A 16,741-nucleotide genomic window follows, 5' to 3' on the forward strand; every position below is an offset into this window, starting at 1 on the left:
CTTTGTCCGCCGCGCCATCTGGGCGCGGAAGTATTTCGTCAACTCCGCATCCGGCGGCGAACTGTTGGAATTGTCGCCTCGCGATGGCGAAGTCCTGCTGAATCAACTCGCCGCCACGGCGTGAAAAGGCCAAAGTCGAGAGAATTGTGCGCCCACCCTATAACTTCCCCTAACGCTGCAATCCTAGCCTAAGCGATTCCCCTATCTTGCCGCGCAAATCCGCCCAATCTCGGCCCGCCTTAAACACATATTTCTGATTGATTTCCAACTCGATGCCAACATAAGCCTCGGGCGGGAAGCGGCGGCGCAGCGTCTTGGTGAAACCATCATTCTTCCCTTCATAGGGATAATTGCGCCGCACGTTTAAATCAGGCGCACATACCTTAAGAGCGGCCCGCCAGCGCTGACAGAAATCGACTTCCCCGGCGCGGGCTGGATCGTATAGCAAACCAATATCGGCGTTACGCACTTGGCCGTCGAGTTCGGGCGTGAAGCTGTGGCAGGAAATATGAATCACCCGCTGGCCGGATTCAATCGCCTGCCCGATAAGTTTCCCGGCTTTGCCGCGATAGGGCCGATAGTAACGCTCGACGACTTGTTGTCGTATTTCGGCAGGCGCGGCGCGGGTGGCGGGGGAATAAAGCTGCGGGTGGTTCAGGGAGCGATTCAGATCGACCAATAATCGGCTGGTGGTGGAAGCCACCAGCGGCGCTTTGAACTGGGTGGCTAGTTCCCGCGCCATGAGCAGCCCTCCGGGATCGAATCCCCGGTGGGAATCAAGTAATCGCCGATATTCCGGGGTTTGAAATAAAGATTGATACTGCGCTGGAATCCGGTTTCCGCCGTGTTCACAGGTGATTAGTAGATAATCGGCTATCATTCAAACCCAATAGACAGGATGTAGGGTGGGTTAGGCGCACTTAGGTGAGGCTTGGTATTTTTTCGTGGTTTACCGTGCTACGTAACCCACCATTCTAGAGTATTTTCATTTTGGGTTTATGGCGTTCACATAGGCCGACTCGGTTTGCGAAACCGAGTCGGCTTTTCTCGTTGCCGTACACTCATGTTGAAAACGCTCTAATGAGCATGGTGGATTACTTAGCACGGAAATATTGACGGGAATACTTAGATTTCGCGTGGTGTCCGCCTAACCCACCCTATATTATCTTGGTATTACCAATATAGCTCTGGCAATCGGCTGAATACTTCACGTACCCCCGCGCTCCATTGGCTGCTCAAAGCGGTGAAATACTTATCGCGCTCGTCGAAGCGGCGGCGCATACAAATAGCTAGGCTGTCGCGCTGATAGCAAATCAAATCAATTGGCATACCGACGGACAAATTACTGCGCATGGTTGAATCAAAGGATACCAGCACGCATTTGGCCGCGTCGGCGAGGGTGGTGGATGGGGTTATTACACGGTCGATAATGGGTTTGCCGTATTTCGCCTCGCCGGTCTGGAAATATGGCGTGGTATACAGCCCCGCCTCAATGAAATTACCTTCACAGTAAATCCGAAACAGCCGCATGGCTTCGCCGCGAATTTGTCCGCCGACGATGAATGAGGCGTTGAATCCGCCGCTGTCCGCCAAATACGGGCCGTCGCGGCGGTCGATGTCACGCATGGCGTCGGCCACCAAGGTGGCGACATCGAACAGGGTTTGCGCGTTCCAGATGTTGAGCGCCGTGCCGCCCGCGTCGCCGCGTTGCCTCAGCACGCTGATGACAGCCTGGGTTCCCGCGAGGTTGCCGGAACTCAATAGCACGATGACCCGGTCCCCGGCCCGTTCAAACACCGTCGTTTTGCAGAACGTGGCGATGTTGTCCAAACCGGCATTGGTGCGGGAATCCGAGGCGAAAACCATCCCTTCGTCCAGTAAGAGGCCCACGCAGTACGTCATTTTTTCTCTCCTCACTGGGAATCCGGGCTTGGCTTTTCGCCGCCAGATTTTGCTTGCTTATTAATATTCATCGAGTGGCGGATACCGCACACCCAATGGGGTTGAAGGACACTACCACTAATCGGGGCAATAAAATACGCTAAGAAGCTATTTTCTCCAGTATTTTTGAAAAAAACAGTGCATTGCGTCAGTGTCGGCGAAGAATCGTCGAATAATGATGGACTCTAATGGATAATCGGGTAGTGTGGAAACTCGACAGCCTTTGAACACTCCCATTAAGTCCGTGAGTTATTTGCCTTGACAATGTGACGGCCTGCTCCTGCTATTTTGAGTTTAAAAAAGCCACTAAAAAAATAGGGTGTTTCCCTGAGTTATGGCCTTGCTCGGTTTCTCGAAAAAACCATTGAGGCAGACAAGACACCATTACCACTTTTAGAATAAGTAATAATCCCATGTTTATTAGAATCGGCTTCGATATTGCCTATTCCTTTCCCCAGCCCACCGAGATGATTATGATGCTGTACACGCATCCGAGCCGGTCGGCCTTTTTGATGACGCCCGAGCGTTTGACTGGCGACCCCGCCCTGGTTATCGAGGATTTCACCGACGTGTATGGCAACCGCTGTGCGAGGGCGTTTTGTCCCGGCGGGCTGCTGCATTTGAAGAACGACGCCATCATGGTCGATGGCGGTTTGCCGGATATTCTGACGCCGGAGGCGCAGCAACACACGGTTCACGAACTGCCGCCGGATACGCTGCTGTACCTGCTGGGTAGCCGCTATTGCGAGATTGAGAAGCTATCGGATGTGGCCTGGGAGTTATTCGGGCAGGGGCCGACGGGTTGGGGGCGGGTGCAGGCTATTTGTGATTGGGTGCATAACCACATCACCTTCGCCCACGAATCCGCCCGCTGTGACCGCACGGCTTACGATACCTTCATGGATCAACGCGGCGTGTGTCGGGATTACACTCATCTCGCCATTACATTCTGCCGGTGCATGGGTATTCCCGCCCGTTATGCCACCGGGTATCTCGGGGATATACAGGTGCCGGTGGTGCCGCCCATGGATTTCAGCGCGTGGTTCGAGGTTTATCTGGGCGGCGCCTGGCACACCTTCGATGCCCGTAATAATCAGCCCCGGGTGGGGCGCATTCTGATGGCGCGTGGCCGGGATGCCGCTGACGTGGCGCTGACCACGACGTTTGGGAAGCATGTGCTGGAGAAGTTCGATATTTGGGCTTATGAGCTTTCCCATGAGGAGGTTGCGGCGGCGATTAGAGGGTGATTGTGGCGAATCTGTGGGAGCGGGCTTCAGCCCGCGACAGCGCGTTTGATCGTGGGCTGAAGCCCACCCCCACAAAAAAGGCCGACGCAGCGTCACCGCTCCGTCGGCCTTTTCAGTTATCCAAGCTGTTGTGATGGGTTTCGCTAAAGCGCCACCCATCCTATCGGGCGATGACGATTACTTAAACCGCAAAATCCCCCGATCCCACACCGTCGGCGCTTCGTAGCCCAGCAGGTTGACGATGGTCGAGGCCAGATTACTCAAGCCGAAATGGTTCTCGTCGATGCTCGCCGCGCCGTTAGTCTGGTTGTCGTACAGGATGAAGGGCACCGGATTGAGCGTGTGGGCGGTCTTCGCCTTGAACTTGCCCGACTTGTCCTTCTGCGGTTCGCCGGTTTTCTTGTTCAGTTCGTACATCTCGTCGGCGTTGCCGTGGTCGGCGGTGATGATGGCGATGCCGTTCAGGGCGTCGATCACCGGCAGTAGCCGCGCCAGTTCCAAATCGACCGTTTCGACGGCGATGCGGGTGGCCTGGAAGTTGCCGGTATGGCCCACCATGTCGCCGTTGGCGTAGTTCACGCGGGCGGTCCTGAACTGGCCGGTCTTAAGCTGGCGGATCAACTCGTCGGTGATTTCCGCCGCCTTCATCCACGGGCGCTGCTCGAAGGGCACCACGTCCGACTGAATCTCGATGTAGGTTTCCAATTTGTCATCGAACTTGCCGCTGCGGTTGCCGTTCCAGAAATAGGTGACGTGGCCGTATTTCTGCGTCTCGGAAATCGCCAACTGGCTGATGCCCTCGTCGGCCAGCAATTCGCCCATGGTGTTACGGATGGCGGGCGGGGCGACGAGATAGCGGTTGGGAATCTTCAAGTCGCCGTCGTACTGCAACATGCCCGCATAAACCACCTTCGGCACATGGCCCCGGTCGAAGGCGTAGAAGCTCGCGCCTTCCTCGAAAGCGCGGGTGATTTCGATGGCGCGGTCGCCCCGGAAGTTGAAGAACACCACGCTGTCGTGATCGACGATGCGGCCAATCGGCTCGCCGTTTTCGGCGATGACGAAGGGCTGCAAGTCCTGGTCGATGACGCCGGGGTTCTGCGCCCGGATGCCGAGAATGGCCTGTTCCGCCGTGTCGAAGTGCGGCGCCTCGCCCCGGACATGGGTTTGCCAGCCCTTGGCGACCATGTTCCAGTCGGCCTCGTAGCGGTCCATGGTGATGTTCATGCGTCCGCCGCCGCTGGCGATGCGTGCGTCGAAGCCGGGGTTGCGCAGTTCCTTCAAGAAGGCGTCAAACGGCTCGACATAATCCAGCGCGGAGGTTTCCGGCACGTCGCGGCCATCCAGCAGGATGTGGATGCGGACCTTGTGGACGCCCTCGTTCTTGGCCTGCGCGATCATCGCCTTGAGGTGGTCGATGTGGGAATGCACGTTGCCGTCGGAGAACAGCCCTAAGAAGTGCAGCGTGGAGCCGTGTTCGCGGACGTTGGCGATGACTTCCCGCCACGCCTGGCCTTGAAAGAGCGCGCCGGTGGCGATGGCGTCGGCCACCAGCGAAGCGCCTTGGCTGTAGACCTGCCCGGCGCCGATGGCGTTGTGGCCGACTTCGGAATTGCCCATGTCCTCGTCGCTGGGCATACCGACCGCCGTGCCGTGGGCTTTCAGGATGGTGTGGGGGTATTGGGCGAACAAGCGATCCAGGGTGGGCGTGTAGGCTTGGGCGATGGCGTTGCCTTCCTGCTGGGCGCTGACGCCGAAGCCGTCAAGGACGATGGTGACGACCGGGCCGGGTATGCCCGCGAAGGAGGAGAGTTTATTCAGCATGGTGACTCCGTGCATGGATGGGTGGAAAACAGAAAACCACCCGTTGCGGGTACGGGTGGCTTGGGTTTTGGTGCGATTTTACCAGCCTTGCAATCGCGCCGGGTGTGGCGGGTGTAGGTCGGACTTCAGTCCGACAGGTCGGGCTTGTGAAATCGGGTCGGGCTAAAGCCCGACCTACATGTGAAGTCGGGTCGGACTAAAGCCCGACCTACCGTGGAGATATTCGGCCTATATTCTACGGGGTATCTGGGGGTATCAAGACTTCCCGCTCTTCTTGGCCCGCTCCTCCGCCATCCACGCGCTCGCTCGCTCATCAATCACCGAGTTCAAATAGAAATTATCCCCCGCCGCCTGCTTCGCCAATTTGAGCTGCAATAACGCCGTCTTGGTTTGGCCTGCCGCGTAATACGCCTCGGCCAAATAACGATGGGATTCCCCCTCGTTGCCGGTTTGGCTATAGCCCTGCGCCATTAACTCATATACGTCCGGCGTCGGTTTCTGATAGCGGGAATAATCGTGCAGCAATCTTAAGGCGGGCTGGCCCTTGCCCATCACTAATAACACCCGGACATAATTCAAGGTCAGCGCTTGGTTGCCGGGGAAGCGCTGCAAGGCCGCGTCGTAGATTTGGATGGCCTTGGCGTAATTCTTCGCGTCGGCCTCGGCCTGGGCCAGCGCGTTCACGAACTGCGACTGATTGGGATAAGCCATCACCAGCCGTTGCAGAATGGGCTTGGCCTCCTCGCGCCGACCCGCCCGCATCATCGCCAAGGCCGTGCCGTAGGCGGTGACATCCTGTTGTACCTTGGTCCCCTGATTCGCCACGGCCTTGAAATAATCCAATGCCGCCTGCGGATTTACGGTCTGCGCCCGCAGCTTGGCCTTGATAATCAGATAGGCCATGGAATCGGGATATTGCCGGTAGGGGAAGCTCTCCGCCCGGCCCCGCGTGTCGGAAATACGCGAAACCGTCACCGGGTGGGTCAGCAGGAATTCCGGCATCCGGTTCCCGGCGAAGCGGGTGGATTGCTGCATCCGCTCGAAAAAGGCGGGCATGGCCCGGGGATCGAAATCCGACTTGGAAAGAATCTGCATCCCCACCCGGTCGGCTTCCGCCTCGTTGTCTCGGGTAAAATTAATCAGGTATTGATTGGCGGCGGCCTGCACGGCGGTGGCGAGTCCAATGCCAGCGTTGCTGGATTGGTTGGCGTAGCGGCAATTGGCATCGATGCACCGGCTGCCGCCGCTCCCGGCCATCCCACCCAAGACCAAGGCGCCGACGGTGGCCAGCAGCACCGGGATGCTCAAGCGGTTGGCGGCCTGGAAGGTCTGGTAAAGATGGCGCTGGGTGACGTGGGAGATTTCGTGGGCCAGCACCGAGGCCAGTTCGCTTTCCTCGTCGGATAGCAGAATCAGCCCGGAATTGACCCCGATGTAACCGCCGGGTCCGGCGAAGGCGTTGATGACCGGCTCGTTGACCACGAAGAACATAAAGCGCTGGGCGGGGTTGTCGCTGTTGCCGACCAGCTTGTCGCCGATGGTCTGGATGTAGTCCAGCACTTCCGGGTCTTCGCTGACATCCGCTTGGCCGTGCAGGCCGCGATAGAACGCCTCGCCCAGCGCGGCCTCTTGTTGTGGCGTCATGAGGGTGCCGGTGGGGTCGCCGATGTCGGGGAGTTCGATGGGCTTGGCAGTCGGTTCGCCGACACCGAGAGCCAGGGTGGTGTGGCTGAGTATCAGCAGGACGGCGACGAGTTTCTTGAAGTTCATATTAACCAGGATTAACGCGCCCCTCCGGCGCCACGAAAGCCATTTTACGACCGAATCGAGGAAGAAAACCTGTTTTGATACCCTCACCCCAACCCTCTCCCAAAGGCGAGAGGGCGAAAAATCACACAGCGCGATTGCCCCGCATGAGATACGCCATTCAAATAAACACAGGTCCCGGCCAATCCCAGTCCGCCCATACCGCCTACCAGTTCATCCACGCCGCTTTAGCCGCAGGCCACGAAGTGATTAGAGTATTTTTTTACCACGAGGGCGTCCATCATGGTTTTGGCGAGGGTTCGGACTGGTCCGGCTTGGCTCGCCAACACGGCGTGGACCTCGTGCTGTGCGTGTCCGCCGCCGAACGGCGCGGCCTTTCGCCGACCAGCGCGAACCCGGCGGAGGGCTTCCGCGTCGGCGGCTTGGGGCAATGGATGGACGCTTGCTTGAAGGCGGATCGCGTCATGGTGTTCGGCGGATGACTATCGGCAAGCGCTTCCTATTCATGCTGCGGCGTCCGCCCCAGGCCGGTTTCCGGGTGCGGGAAACCCTCGACATGGTGCTGACCACTGCCGCTTTCGACCAGCCGGTGACGCTGCTGTTCCTGGATGATGGCGTGTACCAACTCAAGCGCGGCCAGCGCCCCGAAGTGGCGGGCCTTCCGCCCGTGGCGCCGCTGTTCGACGCCTTGGCCTTGTACGACGTGCAGGCCGTATTGGCGGAGCGGGAATCCCTGGCCGAGCGCGGCTTGTCGGAAAGCGATTTGGTGATTCCGGTGGACTTGATCGAGCGGGCCGAGATTCCCGCGTTGATCGCCGCCCGCGATGTCGTGGTGAACACCTGATGGCCGCGTTGCATTTGGTGAACCGCTCGCCCGCCGACAGCCGGGCGCTGGCGCAATGCCTGGCGCGGGCGGGGGAGGGTGATGCGCTGTTGTTGATCGAGGGCGGCGTGTACGCGGCGGCGGATGCGCCGGGCGGCGAGGTTCTCCGCGAACTGGCCGGGCGGGTGAGCGTGTATGTTTTAGCGCCCGATCTTGACGCCCGTGGCCTGTCGATTTCCCCGCGCTGGCCGACTATTCAGGCGGTCGATTATTCCGGCTTCGTGGCGTTGACCACGGCCCTCAACCCCATCGTGTCTTGGTTCTGATTCATGCTTGAAGTGGCTGGCCGTATTCTCGAAACCACCGACGGCGGCTTTCTGGTGGATGCCGCCGCTTGGGATGAACAAGTCGCCGTGGCTTTAGCGGCGGGCGTTGCCATCGAACTCACCGCCGATCATTGGGAAATCATCCACTTCATCCGGGATTATTACGCCCGCTTCCAACACCTGCCGAACAACCGCATGTTCGTGAAGGTGGTGCAGAAGGAATTCGGCGAGGCGAAGGGCAATTCCCGTTATCTGCACCGTCTGTTTCCCGACAGCGCGGTGAAATATGCCTGTTTGATTGCGGGGCTGCCTAAGCCGCCGGGGTGTATTTAGGCGGGGGCGGCACCATCCACCCCCAAACACGCCCCGCTGGCGGGCACAAAATTTCAACCGAGAGGCTTTCCGGGCACACATGCACGACCCATTCGACCTAAGCGACGCCGTCATCCGGGACATGGAACACGTCCTCGTCACCCGCCACGCCCCCCGCGACGGACGCCGTTGCGAATACCGCAAGCGCTTCAAGCCCGGGGGCCTCCGCGACGCCGACTACTGGATTCAGCGGGAAAACGAATTCCTGCTGGACTTCGCCCTCAAGCGCCTGCGCCACGTCGTGGAACTGTCGACCTACGCCCAGGCCAGCGACGGACGGCACACCCCCATCGTCGAATCCGTCGTCACCTACGACGCAGGGCTAACCATCGAGGACTGGCTGAGGGTCCGGGCGGAGTACCAGAACGGCGAGACCTACGGCCATCCCTTCAAGCACGCCGGCCTGTTCCTCTTGCTGCTGCGGGCCTGCCTCATGGCGCTCCGGGAAATCCACCAACTCGGCATCGTCCATTGCGACATCAAGCCGGACAACATCTGTCTGCCGTATCTCCCTTATCCGCGCCAACCCGGACAACCCATCCGCATCGACTTCGACCGCATCCGGTTGATCGACTTCGCGTTCTCCATCACCCCGGACCGCCCGCTACAGCACCCGCTGCCCATCGCGCCGGAAGCCCCCTATCAATCCAACCTGCTGAGGACGGCCCTGCGCGACGACAGCCGCCGCCAGCCCCGCGCCCAGCCCGCCAGCCAGAAGCTCGACTACCGGGTGGACCTGTATGGCCTCGGCCATCTCGCCGGACGCATCGCGGACCTGGGGCTGGTGCAGCCGGGCGGACCCGGCGGCACGGCGGCGATGGAGGGCGCCCTTGATTTGGTGGAGCGGCTGCAAGCCTTCGACGATGGCCGACGCCGCACGGGCCGGAGCTTGCCCCATGACGAACTGATCGACCACATCAACGCACTGCTGGAGCCGCTCAAGGACTTGGACGCCTACCGCCTGTTCGACGTGGCCCGTGTGCGGGAAGCCCGGCAATCCGAGGCCGTGGTCCAGGCCACGCCCTTGACCCCGCTAGCCCGGATCGACAGCCCGCCCGCGCCGCCGCCGCCCCGGCGGCGGCGCGCCCCATGGCCGAAACTGCCGCTGGTTCTGGCCGGACTCTCGCTGGCTGTCATGGCGGGTTTCGGCTATTGGCAAGCCAACCGGGCACCCACCCCGACCACCGGGACCGAAGCCAAAACCAGCGGAAAGACCGAGCCGAAGCCCGGCGCCGCGGCCAAACCCAATGTGGCGGCGACGGCCAAGGCCAAGCCGGAAGCCGAGGCGGTGAGCAAACCCAAGCTGGCGATGGAGTCCGAAGCGGTGGCCAAGGCCAAGCTCGCCGAGGCCGAGGCGAAGCGGAAGGCCCAGGAGCAAACCCGCTGGAAGGAAGAGGCCGAGGCGATGTTCAAGGCGGAATTGGCGCGAACCGAGCAAGAGGCGCTACGGCGTGAAGAAGCCGAGGTCCGCGCCAAGGCTTTGGCGGCGGAGGCCCAAGCGGCGGCGACGAAGGTGCCGGCGAACGGGGCGGCCCGGTCGGAAGCGGCCAAACCGGCGGCGGGCGCGGCCACGGCCCGGATCAACTTTCCCGCGCCGGGCGACGAGGTGGAGCGGGTCGCGGACATCCGGGGCACGCTGAGCGGTCTGGCGGACGGTCAGTCGGCTTTCCTGGTCATCCGGTCCACCGCCGCCCAGTTCGGGCGCTTGTATTATCCGCAGCGGGAGCTACCCCGCTCAGTGGACTGGACGACAAAGGGCGTGTTCGGCACCGCCAATTATGAATATCAAGTCTTGGTGGTCGCCACGGACGACCCGGAATCGGCGGCCTTGCTGCGGGCCACCCGCTCACGGAATTTCGGGCTGAAGGAGTTGCCGGGGAATACGCGGGTGATTAGCCGGGTCTTGATGGTGCGGCGGGTGCGTTAGGTTTGCGCAGGGCTGTAGGCCGGGCATGTACTCATGCCCGACATAAGCTTGCCGAAACTGGAAACGTCGGGCATGGGAACACATGCCCGGCCTACAAGATTCTCCTACAAGATTCTCCCGCCGATGCTTGCTCAAGGCGCGAACGCCTGCTCCACGGGCCGCGCCGCCGTCTCTTCCTTGCCGCCAAACGCCTCCCAGCCTCCGCCCAAAGCCTTGTACAAAGCGACCAAGGTCGTGGCCGTAGCGGTTTCGCTTTGGGCCAATTCCCGCTGATCCTCCAGCAGCCGCAATTCCGTATCCAGCACGGTCAGGAAGTTCTCCGCGCCCTCATCGAAGCGCATGTGCGCCAGCCGGTAAGCCTGTTCACTAGCGGTGGCGGCGGACGCCAGCAGGGCTTGGCGTTGGCGGGTGCGGTTGTAGTTCACCAGGGCGTTCTCGGTTTCCTCCAAGGCGTTCAGCACGGCCTGCTCGTATTCCGCCAGGCTCGCTTCGGCGCGGGCGTCGGCGGCTTTGATGCGGGCGTAGACCTGACCTAGATCGAACGCCGCCCAACTAATGCGCGGCCCGAAGTTATAAGCGGTCGCCCCCGCCGCGCCCAAGCCGGTGAAGGATGAGGATTCCAGCGCGAAAGTGCCGACGAAGGTGACACGCGGGAATAAGTCGGCGGTGGCGACGCCAATTTGCGAAGTGGCCGAAGCCAGCCCCCGTTCGGCGGCTCGGATGTCGGGCCGGCGGCGCAGCAGGTCGGCGGGGCTGCCGATGTTGACCAGTTCGGGCGGGTGGGGCAGGGGCGCGGGTTCCAGCAGTTCGGCGGTCAAGGCCGCTGGCCGCTGGCCGATCAGCACCGAAATCCGGTGAATGTCCTGCCGGATCAGCGCGTCGATGGGCGGAATGGTCGCCAGCGTGGTGTCGAGCTGTGCCTTGGCCCGCGACGTGTCCAGTTCGGTGCCGACCCCGGCTTCCTCGCGGGCGCGGGTGATGTCCAGCGTGTGGTTCTGGTTCTTGGCGTTCTTGCGGGCCACGTCCAGTTGGTTCTGATGGCCGCGCAGTTCGAAGTAATTGCGGGCCACCTCCGACACCACGCTGACCAGCATGTCGCGGCGGTCGGCCTCGGCGGCTTCGTTCTCGGCCTCGCGGGATTCCACGTTGCGGCGGATGCGGCCAAAGATGTCCACTTCCCAGAAGGCGTCGAAGCCGACGTTGTAGAGCCGCAAATCCCGTGGCACGAAGTTACGGCGGTTGAGGGCATCGAAGCTGCGGTGCTGGGAGGTGTAGTTGCCGTGGGTGTTGACGTGGGGCAGCAAGTTCAGACCGGCCTCCAGGAACAGCGCCCGCGCCTCCCGGAGACGGGCCTCGGTGGCTTTCAGGTCGAGGTTGTTTTTCGCGGCCAGCTCAATGAGGTGTATGAGATTCGGGTCGTTGAATTGCTTCCACCAGACGCCATCCGCGCCGTCGGTCTTGAATTCGGGTTGAGCGGCATTGGCGAAGGCTTGGCCCGGCTCGGTCACGGGCTTTTGGTAGTCGGGGCCGACCGCGCAGCCGGTGAGGGCCAGGGCGAGGATTAAGCCCATACCGCTACCGCTGGTTCCCACGCGCTGCGTGGGAACCCAGTCGGCCCGCGCTGCGGGCCGTAACGGGGCGCAGCGCGCCCGGAATGCATTCCCACGCGGCGCGTGGGAACGAGCGATCAAATCTTTCATCAATGTGTCTCCACCGTCTTCTGCCGCCGCTCCACCAGCCACCGCACCACCACATAAAACACCGGCGTCAGCAACAATCCGAAGAAGGTCACGCCGAGCATCCCGCTGAACACCGCCGTGCCCAAAATGCGCCGCGCTTCCGCGCCCGCGCCGGTGGACACGACCAGCGGAAACACGCCCATGATGAAGGCGAACGAGGTCATCAGGATGGGCCGGAGGCGCAGCCGCGAAGCTTCCACGGCGGCATCGCGCCGGTTCAATCCCATCTCCTGCCGCCGCTTGGCGAACTCGACAATCAGAATGGCATTTTTGCTGGCGAGTCCCACCAACACGATGAAACCCACCTGGGTGAAGATGTTGTTGTCCATGCCCCGCAGCCACACGCCCGCCATGGAACTCAGCAGGCACATGGGCACGATCAAAATAATCGCGAAGGGCAGGGACCAGCTTTCGTACTGCGCGGCCAACGCCAGAAACACGAACGCCACGCTGAGCGGGAAGATAATCGCCGCCGTGTTCCCGGCCAGGATTTGCTGCAAGCTCAGTTCGGTCCATTCAAAGCCCATGGTCGGCGGCAGTTCGGCTTTCAGCACCCGCTCCATGGTGGCGATGGCCTGCCCGCTGCTGACGCCGGGCAGGGTGATGCCGTTGATTTCCGCCGCCGGGAACAGGTTGTAATGGGGCATTTTGTCCGGGCCGGTGGTCTCCTTGACCTTCACCAGACTGCCGAGCGGCACCATGTCGCCGTCGCGGTTGCGGGTCTTGAGGGCGGCGATGTCGTCCGGCTTGGCGCGGAATTTCGCATCGGCCTGGGCCACCACTTGGTAGGTCCGCCCGAACAAATTCAGGTCGTTGACGTAGAGCGAACCCAGATAGATTTGCAGCGTGTCGAACACATCGTTCAGGGCGACGTGGATGGACTTGGCGAAGCTGCGGTCCACGTCCACATAAAGCTGCGGCACGCCGGAGCGGAAGGTGGTGAACAAGCGGGCCATGCCCGGCTCCTTGCCCGCCTTGGCGATGATGTCGTTGGCGACCCGCTCCAATTCCTGCGGTCCCGCGTTGGCGCGGTCCTGGATTTGCAGCTTGAAGCCGCCGACGTTGCTAAGCCCCCGCACCGGCGGCGGGGCGAACACGGCGACATAGGCGTCCTCGATACCCATCAGCCTGCCTTGCAGCTTGGCGAGGATGGCGTCGGATTGGAGGTCTGGTCGGCCCGCCCGCTCCTCGGGGTCTTTTAGTCGGGCGAACAAGGTGCCGGCGTTGGACTGGCTGGCGAAGGACAGGATGGAGAAACCGGCGTAGGCGTTGACCCGTTTGACGCCTTCGGTTTCCAAAATGACCTTGGTCGCCTTCTTGATGACGGCCTCGGTGCGTTCCAGCGAGGCGGCGTCGGGCAATTGCGCGTAGATGACCAGATAGCCCTGGTCCTGCGGCGGGATGAACCCGGACGGGACTTTGTCGAACGCCAGGAAATTCAGCCCGTTCAGTGCCATGTACAGCACCAGCACCACCACGCTGAACCGGATCAAGCGGCCCACCAGCCGGGCGTAGCCCTCGCGGAAAGCGCCGAAGGCCCAGTTGAACAGTCGGAAGAACCAGCCCAGCAGGAAATCCACCACGCGAGTCAGCCGGTCCTTTTTCTCGCTGTGTTCGCCATCCAGCAGCACCGCGCACAGGGCCGGACTCAGCGTCAGCGAGTTGAAAGCGGAAATCACCGTCGAAACCGCAATCGTCAGGCCGAATTGCTTGTAGAACGCGCCCGACACGCCGGTAATGAACGCCGTGGGCAGGAACACCGCCACCAGCACCAAGGCCGTGGCGATGATCGGGCCGACCACTTCGTCCATGGCGAGTCGGGTGGCCTCGCGGGCCCGCATCCCGAGCGCCATGTTGCGCTCCACGTTCTCCACCACGACGATGGCGTCGTCCACCACGATGCCAATCGCCAGCACCAGCCCGAACAAGGACAGGGTGTTCAGCGATAGGCCCAGCGCCGACATGATGGCGAAGGTGCCGATCAGCGACACGGGCACCGCCAGCATGGGAATGACGGTCGCCCGCCAGTTTTGCAGGAACACCAGCACCACCAGCACCACCAGCAGGATGGCTTCGAACAGGGTCGTCACCACCTTTTCGATGGACTGCTCGACGAACACCACGGTGTCGTAGGACAGCACGTAATCCAGCCCATCGGGGAAGCGCCGCTTCAGTTCTTCCATCGCGCTGACCACGGCTTTCTTGGTGTCGATGGCGTTGGAGCCGGGCAACTGGAAGATTGCCAAGCCCACGCTGTCCTCGCCGTCGAGGAATAGTTCCGAGCCGTAATCCTTCGACGCCAATTCGATCCGGGCCACGTCCTTCAAGCGGGTGATCTGGCCGTTGTCGCCACTCTTGATGACGATGTCGGCGAAATCCTTTTCGTCCGACAAGCGGCCTTGGGTGGTGACGGTGAATTGAAAATCGGTCGGGCCGGGCGTGGGTGGCTGGCCGATGACGCCCGCCGCCACCTGCACGTTTTGTTCACGGATGGCCCGCACCACGTCGGAGGCCGTCAGATTGAGCGCCGCGACCCGCTCCGGGTTCAGCCACACCCTCATGCTGTATTCGCGGGCACCGAACAGGAAGATGTCGCCGACGCCGGGCTGGCGGGCCAGGATGTCCTTGACTTGCAGCAGGGCGTAGTTGGTGAGGTAGACGTTGTCGTAGCGCCGGTCGGGGGAAATCAGGTTGATGACCAGGCTCAAATCCGGGCTGCGCTTCCTGACGCTGATGCCTTGCCGCCGTACTTCTTCCGGCAAGCGCGGCTCGGCCAGGGCTACCCGGTTCTGCACCAGCACTTGGGCTTTATCCAAGTTGGTGCCCTGCTTAAACGTGATGGTGAGCTGCATCACGCCGTCGTTGGTGGACTGCGAGGTCATGTAGAGCATGTCCTCGACGCCGTTCACCTCCTGCTCGATGGGCGTGGCGACGGTCTCGCCCAACACCTTGGCGTTGGCGCCGGGATAGACCGCCCGCACCTGCACGCTGGGCGGGGCGATTTCCGGGTATTGGGTGATGGGCAGGCGCAGCAACGACAGCGTGCCGATCAACACGATGAGGATCGACAACACCGAGGCGAAGATGGGGCGGTCGATGAAGAAATGGGTGAAGCGGGTCATGGAGCGATTTTGATTAGAGCGTTTGGTAGGCCGGGCAGGTACTCATGCCCGACATTTTTGATCGGGCGCTAGCGTCGGGCATGGGTACCTGCCCGGCCTACGGTTTCAACCGGCATCCGATACGGCGACGCGCTCGGCCTTCACCTTGGCGCCGGGCCGGAGCTTTTGAATGCCCTCGATGACCACGGATTCATCCGGCTTCAAGCCATCGGCCACCACCCGCAGGGCGCCGAACAGGCTGCCGAGCGTGACGCGGCGGTATTCGATGGACCCGTCGTCCTTGGCGACCCAGACGAACTTCTGGCCCTGGTCGCTGCCGATGGCCCGCTCCGGGACAAGCAACGCCTGCCGCGCCGCGCCGCCATGGATGCGCAGCCGGGCGAAGAAGCCGGGGCTGAGCAGTTCGTCCCGGTTCTCGAACACGCCCCGCGTGCGCAGCGTGCCGGTGCCCGCGTCCAGGCGCGGGTCCACGTAGTCGATGTGGCCCTGGTGGGGAAAGCCGGCTTCGTCCAGCAACGCCAATTCTGCCGGGATGCGGGCCGTTTGCTTGTTGCCCGCCGCCAGCCGCCGGTATTTCAGGACCGCCCGCTCGTCGGCGTCGATGTAGACATACACCGGGTCGATGGACACCAGCGTCGCCAGCGAGGTCTGGTCGGCGTTCACGAGGTTGCCGGGGGTCAGCAGTTCCCGCCCGATGCGGCCACTGATGGGCGCCCGGATTTCGGTGAAACTTAAGTTCAGGTTGGCGGTTCGCACCGCCGCTTCCGCCGCCCGCAGCGCCGCCGTGGATTCCCGCTGGCCCTTGCTGCGTCCGTCGTATTCCTCCTCGGACATGGCCTTGGATTTGCGCAGCTTTTCGGCCCGCGCCAAATCGTTGCCCGCCAACTCCAGCTTGGTCTTGGCCCGTTCCAATTCGGCTTCGGCCCGGTTCAGTTCGGCTTGATAGGGGCGAGGGTCGATGACGAACAGCAGGTCGCCCTTCTTCACCTTGTCGCCCGCCTTGAAGTTCACCCGGTCGAGATAGCCGCTGACGCGGGCACGGATTTCCACGCTTTCCGTGGCCTCGATGCGGCCCGTGTATTCGTCCCACTCGGTGACTTCTTTTTGCAGGGGCAGGCCGGTTTTCACCGGCATGGGCGGCATCTGGGGCGGTCCCGCCGGGGCTTGGGCGGAACTGCCGCAGCCGACCAATTGCAGCAGCAAGAAAGCGGCAAGGATTCGGGGGCGTGGCGGAAGGGTGCGGTTCGTATGACCGGACGGGGTAGGGCGAAGGTGGCGTGTGGAATCTGGCGGCATGGGCTTTGGGTGGGTTGGTCATGTACGGTGGTGGGAGTGAGGCTCGGCTGTCGCGGGCTGAAGCCCGCTCCCACAGTCTTTCTGCTCGCGCATGGGAAATGAAACGCGCTAGTACCGGCAAAAAATAAAAGGTAACATTTCGTTTCATTATTTTCACAAAAATAAACCCCGGAGTCCACCGCACATGCGAGAGTCCCGATGACCCGTCCAGGCCGCCCCAAAAAAGGCGAGGAAGCCATCCGCCGCGATCAACTGCTGGAACACGCCACCCGGCTGTTCGCCGAGCATGGCTACGCCAATCTGACTTTGGAAACACTCGCCCGCGAGGCGCGGGTTTCGCTTCGCACTATTTATCGG

General features: G+C 61.8%; 14 protein-coding genes. 7 read left to right on the top strand and 7 right to left on the bottom strand.

What is annotated here, in order from left to right:
* Window positions 1–169: 169 nt before the first annotated feature.
* Both ACXWUF_RS06900 and ACXWUF_RS06905 read right to left on the bottom strand, forming a co-directional pair.
* Window positions 170–880, bottom strand: a complete 711-nt coding sequence (locus tag ACXWUF_RS06900) for an N-formylglutamate amidohydrolase (RefSeq protein ID WP_458493936.1) — start codon at window positions 878–880, stop codon at window positions 170–172.
* A 293-nt stretch (window positions 881–1,173) separates the two neighbouring features.
* Window positions 1,174–1,902, bottom strand: a complete 729-nt coding sequence (locus ACXWUF_RS06905; protein WP_458493937.1) for a peptidase — start codon at window positions 1,900–1,902, stop codon at window positions 1,174–1,176.
* 452 nt (window positions 1,903–2,354) lie between these two features.
* On the opposite strand from ACXWUF_RS06905, the gene ACXWUF_RS06910 reads away from it, so the two are divergent.
* Window positions 2,355–3,188: a transglutaminase-like domain-containing protein gene (locus ACXWUF_RS06910; RefSeq protein WP_458493938.1), complete on the top strand. Its 834-nt coding sequence runs from the start codon at window positions 2,355–2,357 to the stop codon at window positions 3,186–3,188.
* A gap of 177 nt (window positions 3,189–3,365) precedes the next feature.
* Here ACXWUF_RS06910 and gpmI read toward each other — a convergent pair whose 3' ends face one another.
* Together gpmI and ACXWUF_RS06920 are read right to left on the bottom strand one after the other, a co-directional pair.
* The gene (gene gpmI, locus ACXWUF_RS06915; protein ID WP_458493939.1) at window positions 3,366–5,012 is read right to left on the bottom strand and encodes a 2,3-bisphosphoglycerate-independent phosphoglycerate mutase; all 1,647 of its coding nucleotides are present in this window, start codon (window positions 5,010–5,012) and stop codon (window positions 3,366–3,368) included.
* A gap of 255 nt (window positions 5,013–5,267) precedes the next feature.
* On the bottom strand, window positions 5,268–6,782 hold the full coding sequence (locus ACXWUF_RS06920) for a beta-barrel assembly-enhancing protease (protein ID WP_458493940.1): 1,515 nt from the start codon (window positions 6,780–6,782) through the stop codon (window positions 5,268–5,270).
* A 143-nt stretch (window positions 6,783–6,925) separates the two neighbouring features.
* Here ACXWUF_RS06920 and tusD point away from each other — a divergent pair, with 143 nt between their 5' ends.
* The 5 genes from tusD (at window position 6,926) to ACXWUF_RS06945 (ending at window position 10,227) form a co-directional block, all read left to right on the top strand.
* The gene (gene tusD, locus ACXWUF_RS06925; protein WP_458493941.1) at window positions 6,926–7,261 is read left to right on the top strand and encodes a sulfurtransferase complex subunit TusD; all 336 of its coding nucleotides are present in this window, start codon (window positions 6,926–6,928) and stop codon (window positions 7,259–7,261) included.
* Window positions 7,258–7,623, top strand: a complete 366-nt coding sequence (tusC, locus tag ACXWUF_RS06930) for a sulfurtransferase complex subunit TusC (RefSeq protein ID WP_458493942.1) — start codon at window positions 7,258–7,260, stop codon at window positions 7,621–7,623. Before tusD ends, tusC begins: the two co-directional genes overlap by 4 nt.
* The gene (tusB, locus tag ACXWUF_RS06935) at window positions 7,623–7,928 is read left to right on the top strand and encodes a sulfurtransferase complex subunit TusB (RefSeq protein ID WP_458493943.1); all 306 of its coding nucleotides are present in this window, start codon (window positions 7,623–7,625) and stop codon (window positions 7,926–7,928) included. Before tusC ends, tusB begins: the two co-directional genes overlap by 1 nt.
* 3 nt (window positions 7,929–7,931) lie before the next feature.
* Window positions 7,932–8,261, top strand: coding sequence for a TusE/DsrC/DsvC family sulfur relay protein (locus ACXWUF_RS06940; RefSeq protein WP_458493944.1), 330 nt, complete (start codon window positions 7,932–7,934; stop codon window positions 8,259–8,261).
* A gap of 79 nt (window positions 8,262–8,340) precedes the next feature.
* The gene (locus ACXWUF_RS06945) at window positions 8,341–10,227 is read left to right on the top strand and encodes a hypothetical protein (protein ID WP_458493945.1); all 1,887 of its coding nucleotides are present in this window, start codon (window positions 8,341–8,343) and stop codon (window positions 10,225–10,227) included.
* 131 nt (window positions 10,228–10,358) lie between these two features.
* Here the strand turns inward: ACXWUF_RS06945 and ACXWUF_RS06950 are convergent, their stop codons facing one another.
* From ACXWUF_RS06950 to ACXWUF_RS06960, 3 genes are all read right to left on the bottom strand, one after another.
* Entirely contained in the window at window positions 10,359–11,927 is a 1,569-nt protein-coding gene (locus tag ACXWUF_RS06950; RefSeq protein WP_458493946.1) for an efflux transporter outer membrane subunit, read from the bottom strand.
* A complete protein-coding gene (locus ACXWUF_RS06955; RefSeq protein WP_458493947.1) occupies window positions 11,927–15,088 on the bottom strand; it encodes an efflux RND transporter permease subunit in 3,162 nt (1,053 codons plus the stop codon). The genes ACXWUF_RS06950 and ACXWUF_RS06955 overlap by 1 nt, the downstream gene beginning before the upstream one ends.
* A gap of 105 nt (window positions 15,089–15,193) precedes the next feature.
* Window positions 15,194–16,291: an efflux RND transporter periplasmic adaptor subunit gene (locus tag ACXWUF_RS06960; RefSeq protein ID WP_458493948.1), complete on the bottom strand. Its 1,098-nt coding sequence runs from the start codon at window positions 16,289–16,291 to the stop codon at window positions 15,194–15,196.
* A 291-nt stretch (window positions 16,292–16,582) separates the two neighbouring features.
* Here ACXWUF_RS06960 and ACXWUF_RS06965 point away from each other — a divergent pair.
* A partial coding sequence (locus ACXWUF_RS06965) for a helix-turn-helix domain-containing protein (protein ID WP_458493949.1) occupies window positions 16,583–16,741 on the top strand: 159 nt, incomplete at its 3' end.

It is taken from the genome of Methylomagnum sp., assembly GCF_054333355.1.